This is a genomic window from Clostridium sp. 1001283B150225_161107_B6 (assembly GCF_015556325.1).
GTDB lineage: Bacteria > Bacillota > Clostridia > Lachnospirales > Lachnospiraceae > Enterocloster.
On the sequence record NZ_JADNMD010000002.1, the window covers coordinates 736,629 to 742,871 of the forward strand.

The 6,243-nt window shown below is 50.2% G+C and carries 7 protein-coding genes; all 7 read left to right on the forward strand.

Features of this window, described 5'->3' with window-relative positions:
* Nucleotides 1-315 precede the first annotated feature (315 nt).
* The gene (locus tag I2H39_RS08440) at nt 316-987 is read left to right on the forward strand and encodes a DUF6198 family protein (protein WP_138310039.1); all 672 of its coding nucleotides are present in this window, start codon (nt 316-318) and stop codon (nt 985-987) included.
* Nucleotides 984-2,336 carry an amidohydrolase gene (locus I2H39_RS08445; protein ID WP_138310040.1) on the forward strand — a complete coding sequence of 451 codons (1,353 nt, stop codon included), beginning with the start codon at nt 984-986 and terminating at the stop codon, nt 2,334-2,336. Before I2H39_RS08440 ends, I2H39_RS08445 begins: the two co-directional genes overlap by 4 nt.
* 32 nt (nt 2,337-2,368) lie before the next feature.
* Nucleotides 2,369-3,013, forward strand: coding sequence for a flavodoxin family protein (locus I2H39_RS08450; protein ID WP_138310041.1), 645 nt, complete (start codon nt 2,369-2,371; stop codon nt 3,011-3,013).
* 382 nt (nt 3,014-3,395) lie between these two features.
* The gene (locus I2H39_RS08455) at nt 3,396-4,379 is read left to right on the forward strand and encodes a DUF6017 domain-containing protein (RefSeq protein ID WP_008978068.1); all 984 of its coding nucleotides are present in this window, start codon (nt 3,396-3,398) and stop codon (nt 4,377-4,379) included.
* Between the two features lie 31 nt (nt 4,380-4,410).
* On the forward strand, nt 4,411-4,632 hold the full coding sequence (locus tag I2H39_RS08460; protein WP_002569164.1) for a DUF5348 domain-containing protein: 222 nt from the start codon (nt 4,411-4,413) through the stop codon (nt 4,630-4,632).
* Between the two features lie 41 nt (nt 4,633-4,673).
* Nucleotides 4,674-5,150 carry a PcfB family protein gene (locus tag I2H39_RS08465; protein ID WP_002569165.1) on the forward strand — a complete coding sequence of 159 codons (477 nt, stop codon included), beginning with the start codon at nt 4,674-4,676 and terminating at the stop codon, nt 5,148-5,150.
* A partial coding sequence (locus I2H39_RS08470; RefSeq protein WP_195626235.1) for a VirD4-like conjugal transfer protein, CD1115 family occupies nt 5,147-6,243 on the forward strand: 1,097 nt, incomplete at its 3' end. The genes I2H39_RS08465 and I2H39_RS08470, both read left to right, overlap by 4 nt.

The window sequence follows — 6,243 nt, forward strand, 5'->3', positions numbered from 1 at the left end:
TTCTTTATCAAAGGTCGATGGACTTATGTTGTTTTTTTTGTCCTAAAATAAAATTGGGAGGGGAAAACGGACGGGGTGAATGCACGGATTACTATTATTTTTCCAAAAGACAGGAGTGTACACTCACACCATATTCCTGCCGGTCGTACTATTCTAGAAATCCGGCGGGAAATGGACTACTTCCGGCCAGCCTGCTCCGGCGTGGCGAAGGGCCTGATTCCGGAATTACACATATATGTGTACCGCGCGAAAATTCCGGAACGAGCAGGAGGCTGAACGCAAACCAAATGAAAAGAAAGCGGAGGTTACTCAATTATGTCTAATGGTACTAATTATGCAAAGGATTCAAAAATGACCAGGCGTTATATCATGCTTCTTATTGGAATTTTCTTTATGGGGACGGGAATTTCCCTGATTATTAAATCAGGAACAGGTACATCTCCAATGAGCAGCCTGACCAATGTCATGACCCAGATATGTCCCTTGCTGACATTGGGTATGTACACGTTTTTGCTGAATGTATTGTTTTTTATCGGGGAATTCATTGTGGACCTTAAGAGCTTTTCAGCGTCCAAGTTCCTGCAGCTGATTCCTACCTTTTTCCTGAGCATTGCAGTGGATTTCAACATGTTCCTTGTAAGGGGACTTCATCCTGAAACCTATATGCTGAAGCTGGTGGTGCTCATTATCGGATGCATGTTCTTTGGACTGAGCATTGCGTTCATGGTTTCGGCGGATGTGATTCTTATGCCCGGTGAAGCTTTGATTAAGATTATCTCTGTAAAGTACCAGAAGGAATACGGCAATGTGAAGACCGCAGTGGATGTTTCCCTGGTGGTGCTGGCGGTAATCGTATCACTTATTTTCCTGAACACCATATACGGCGTCAGGGAAGGTACCTTGATTGCAGCATTCACAATCGGTAATTTTTCCCGGTTTTTCAGAGGTTACACAAATAAGCTGGTAAGGGAGGTTGCGCTGCAGTGAGAGAAGGATACCATAACCTGCACATCATAACCGTGGATGGGCAGGACCGTATATACGAGGATGGCGGCATCCTCTACGAGGACGGAGTGATTACCCATGTGGGGGACAGGGCTTACATAGAGGGGAAGGCAAAGGAACTTTACATTGAGCTTAAGGACGGAAAGGGAAGATATCTGTTTCCGGGACTTATCAATACCCACACCCATCTGTATCAGGATATCATGAAGGGGATGGGAAGCGACCTGAGCCTGGAGGAATGGTTCCCCAAGTCCATGGCCCCGGCAGGAGCCGTGCTCCGGGAGAGGCATGTGGCGGCAGGCGTAAGGCTTGGGCTGGCGGAAGCCATCCGCTGCGGCGTGACCACGGTGGCGGATTATATGCAGCTGCAGCCTGTAAAAGGGCTGGGTAAACTGGAACTCACGATTGCAAAAGAGATGGGTGTCAGAATGGTGTACGGCCGGGGCTACCGGGATATCGGCAAAAAAGAACTGGTGGAAAAGCCGGAGGATGTATTTGCGGATGTAACGGCCCTGAAGGAGGAATTTGAAGGGGACGGCATGTTCCGTATATGGCTGGCCCCGGCAGCCGGATGGGGAGCCAGTACCGGGCTTCTTAGGGCGACCAGGGAATATGCGGACCGGAATGACACGCCTGTTATGATGCATATGTTTGAGACAGGAACAGATGATGCAATCAGCCGGGAAAGGAACGGCAAGAGCGCCATCCGCCATTACGAGGAAACCGGCCTGCTGGGTCCCGGCCTGCTGGCCGTACATTCGGTAGCCATTGGGGAAGAGGAAATCAGGGCCTATGCAAGGAACCAGGTGTCTGTCTCCTACAATCCCATTGCCAATATGTATCTTGCATCCGGCGTGGCACCTGTGGGGGAGATGCTGAAGGCAGGGATTACAGTGGCAATCGGCACGGACGGAGCAGGCTCCAACAATGACAACGACATGCTGGAGGCCATGAAGTTTGGGGCTCTGCTGCAAAAGACCTTCCACAAAGACCCGCTGGCCATGACTGCGGGAGGAATGCTCAGGATGGCCACCATAGAAGGGGCCAGGGCATTGGGAATGGACCGGATAACGGGATCCGTTGAAGAGGGAAAGAAGGCGGACTTTTTCCTGTTTGACCCGTCTAAGAGCGTAAAGTCATGCCCGGTCCATGACATTGTGGCAACACTGATTTATTCAGGGGACCATAAGGCAGTGGACACAGTGGTTATTAACGGAAACACGGTTTTGGAGGACGGCAGGTTCCTTCTGGCAGATGAGAAAGAGATTCTGGATGACGCCCAGCTTATGGCTGATGATTTGGTAAGGTGCATACAGGAGAATCAGGGATAAAAACAGAACACAGATGAAATGAGGAGAGTAATATGGCAAAGATATTAGGTATCAGCGGAAGCCCAAGAAACAAATCTACGGAATATGCCCTGAGCGAAGCCTTAAAGAGCATAGAGTCAAGGGACGGCATAGAGACAGGTATGATTACCCTGAGGGGCAAAAAGATTGCGCCCTGCAACGGATGCGGATATTGCAAGAAGAATAAGACGTGGTGCTGTCTGAAGGATGATTTTCAGCCCCTTCTGGAAGAGTTCATGGCAGCGGATGCGTACCTGTTCGGCTCACCGGTCTATGCCTACGGGCCAACTCCTCAGCTGTCTGCTTTTTTCAGCAGGATGCGGCCGCTGTTCCATGTGTATCCGGAAATCATGAGGGATAAAATCGGCAGTGCATTTGCTGTGGGCGGAACCAGGAACGGGGGAGAGGAAGCCACTATAACGGCCATGCATAACATGATGATGGCAAGGGGGATTAACATTGTCTGTAACGAGGTATACGGCTACGCCGGAGGCTATATCTGGTCCAAGGACCAGGGGCAGGAAGGCGTTGATGCAGATGAAGTCGGTATGGGAGGACTTAAGAAGCTGGCAAACAAGCTGGCTGATATGGCACTCATCCGGGAATACGGCAAGAAGGCGTTGGCAGAAAGAGAGGCAGCATTGCATGAGCGGAATTAAGGATTTAAGAGATTTTCTGGCAGTTTTAAAGGACAACAAACTGTTGTTTGAGACAGAACGGGAGGTAGACTGGAAATATGAAAGCTGACGTTAGATAACGATACTTTTGAAAACACTGGAAAATCAAGGTTTTTCGAGCGACGGACAAGCAGGGTATTGTACTAAAAACTGAATACGACGCAGAAGCGGCGTTTCTTACTCTCTACATGGGAGAACAGGAACGCCGCTTTTTTCATGCCCTTTGTTACGCAGTAGGGGCAGAAAAAGCCTTGCTACAAGCGGTTTTGCGGGTGTGTATCTGGCGCGGCAAGGGATTTATACCTTATTCCCCGAAACCGCGCTTCTACTGCGTAACAAATCCAAAGCAAAGGAGCTATGAACTATGGCAGTTTTCAGAGTGGAACGGAACAAGGGCTACACCGTAATGAGCAACCACCACCTACGCAACAAGGAGCTTTCCCTAAAGGCAAAGGGGCTGTTGTCGCAAATGCTGTCACTCCCCGAAGATTGGGACTACACCTTGAAAGGCTTATCCCTTATCAACCGGGAGAAGATAGACGCTATCCGCGAAGCCATTAAGGAGCTTGAACGCGCCGGGTATATCGTCCGTTCAAGGGAGCGCGACGAGAAAGGACGCTTGCGGGGCGCGGACTATGTGATATTCGAGCAGCCGCAGCCGCCTACGCCGGATTTACCAACATTGGAAAATCCAACATTGGATAATCCAACACAGGAAAAACCAACATTGGAAAAACCTACGTTGGAAAATCCAACGCAATTAAATAAAGATATACAAAGAACTGACTTACCAAAAAAAGAAAAAATAATTACTGATGAACAAAGTACCCATTCCATTCCTATCCTTTCCCCTAACCCCTCTCCTTGCAGAGAAGCGGCTACGCCGCCGGAACGGAAAGGAACGGAAGCGACAGCACAGAGCGCAGTTGATATATACCGGGAAATCATCAAGGACAATATCGACTACGACATTCTCAAACAGGACATGAAGTTTGACAGTGACAGGCTTGACGAGATTGTAGACCTCATGCTTGAAACCGTATGCACCGCCAGAAAGCGGGTACGGATTGCGGGGGACGACTACCCGGCAGAGCTTGTGAAATCTAAGTTTATGAAACTGGACGGCGAGCATATCCGCTTTGTGCTTGACTGTATGCGGGAGAACACAACGAAAATCCGCAACATCAAGCAATATCTGAAAGCAGCCCTTTTCAACGCCCCGTCCACTATCGGCAATTATTACACTTCCCTTGTCGCCCATGACATGGCAAGCGGCGCACTGTCACCGAAAAAGCCGCAGTACGGCGACCCGGACTATTATTCATGCAACGAGGGCGAAAGCCTGTAACCACCCACAACCACAAAAGGAGGATTTTATTATGGCACAGAAAATGACAGGAGCATTGGTATTTGACGAGCGCACCGACCGTTACGACATCCGCTTTGACTTAAACAGCTACTACGGGGGCTTGCATTGCGGCGAGTGCTTTGACGTATTCGTGCGGGGCAAGTGGAAGCCGACCCGGATTGAGTACGGCGACAACTGGTATCTTGTGGGTATCAGAGCCGAGGACTTGAACGGGCTGCGGGTGCGTATCTGACCGCCGCCCCATAAAGAAACGCGAAAGGAGGACGCGACAAATTGCAGGACGAAGTAAACGAAAAGACCATAGCCCTTTACATCAAGACCGGGAAGCTGACCGCGCAGACGCTCCAAAAGGCAATGAAAGCCATACTGTCAAAGGGCAAAAAGCAGCTTGCAAAACCGCCACAGGGCAAGCAGAGCTTAAAGCAGCTTATGAAGCAGAACGCGGGCGTTTCCAACATTGAGATTACCGAGGGCAATATCAAAGCCTTTGAGAGTACGGCGAAAAAGTACGGTATCGACTTTGCGCTGAAAAAGGACGCGACGGAAAGCCCGCCCCGCTATCTGGTTTTCTTCAAGGGGCGGGACGCGGACGTGCTGACCGCCGCCTTTAAGGAATTTTCCGCAAAAAAGCTGACACAGGAGAAAAAGCCCTCAATCCGAAAGCTGCTCTCTACCCTCAAAGAAGCTGCACAGGGCAAGAACGCGGAACGGGCAAAGGTCAAGAACAAAGACAGGGAGGTATCGCTATGAAGCCGGAAATCAAGAAGCTGCTTATCTTAAATCTCCCGTATCTGCTCTTTGTCTGGCTCTTTGATAAAGTGGGCGCGGCTGTCCGGCTCTCCCCCGGCGCGGACGCGAGCGCAAAGCTGCTACATCTTGGGGACGGTTTTACCGCCGCCTTTTCCAGTATCGCGCCGAGCTTCCACCCGGCAGACTTAGCTTTAGGCATTGCGGGGGCGGTCATTGTCCGGCTGATTATCTACACCAAAGGCAAGAACGCGAAGAAATACCGCCGCGGGACAGAATACGGTTCGGCGCGTTGGGGCGGGGCTGACGACATAAAGCCGTACACCGACCCGGTATTTGAGAACAATATCCCCCTAACGCAGACGGAACGGCTTACCATGAACAGCCGCCCGAAGCAGCCGAAATACGCAAGAAACAAAAATATCCTTGTAATCGGCGGTTCCGGCAGCGGCAAGACCCGGTTCTTTGTGAAACCGTCGCTCATGCAATGTACGTCAAAGGATTTTCCAACGTCGTATATCGTCACTGACCCGAAAGGAACACTGATTTTGGAAACCGGGAAAATGTTACAGCGGTACAAATACCGTATCAAAGTGCTAAATACGATTAACTTCAAAAAATCCATGAAATACAATCCCTTTGCCTATCTGCGGAGCGAAAAGGACATTTTGAAGTTAGTCAATACCATTATCGCCAACACCAAAGGCGACGGGGAAAAATCCGGCGAGGATTTCTGGGTGAAAGCGGAAAAGCTCTACTACACCGCGCTAATCGGCTATATCTGGTATGAAGCCCCGGAGGACGAGAAGAACTTCACGACGCTGCTTGAAATGATAAATGCGTCGGAAGCCCGCGAGGACGACGAGGACTTCCAGAACCCGGTTGACCTCATGTTTGAACGTCTGGAAGAAAAAGACCCGGAGCATTTTGCAGTCAAGCAGTACAAAAAATACAAACTTGCGGCGGGCAAGACCGCAAAAAGCATACTTATCTCATGCGGCGCGAGGTTAGCCCCATTCGACAGTGCAGCGACACGTTGTCGCATACAAACTCTGCGTGGGATTTTCCTGCAAAGAGGTAAAAGTGACGGAAAGGC

Bases quoted from the DNA above. Each gene is read 5' to 3' on its own strand.
- I2H39_RS08440 (WP_138310039.1), top strand. From the start codon at position 316: ATGTCTAATGGTACTAATTATGCAAAGGATTCAAAAATGACCAGGCGT.
- I2H39_RS08460 (WP_002569164.1), top strand. From the start codon at position 4,411: ATGGCACAGAAAATGACAGGAGCATTGGTATTTGACGAGCGCACCGAC.
- I2H39_RS08455 (WP_008978068.1), top strand. From the start codon at position 3,396: ATGGCAGTTTTCAGAGTGGAACGGAACAAGGGCTACACCGTAATGAGC.
- I2H39_RS08450 (WP_138310041.1), top strand. From the start codon at position 2,369: ATGGCAAAGATATTAGGTATCAGCGGAAGCCCAAGAAACAAATCTACG.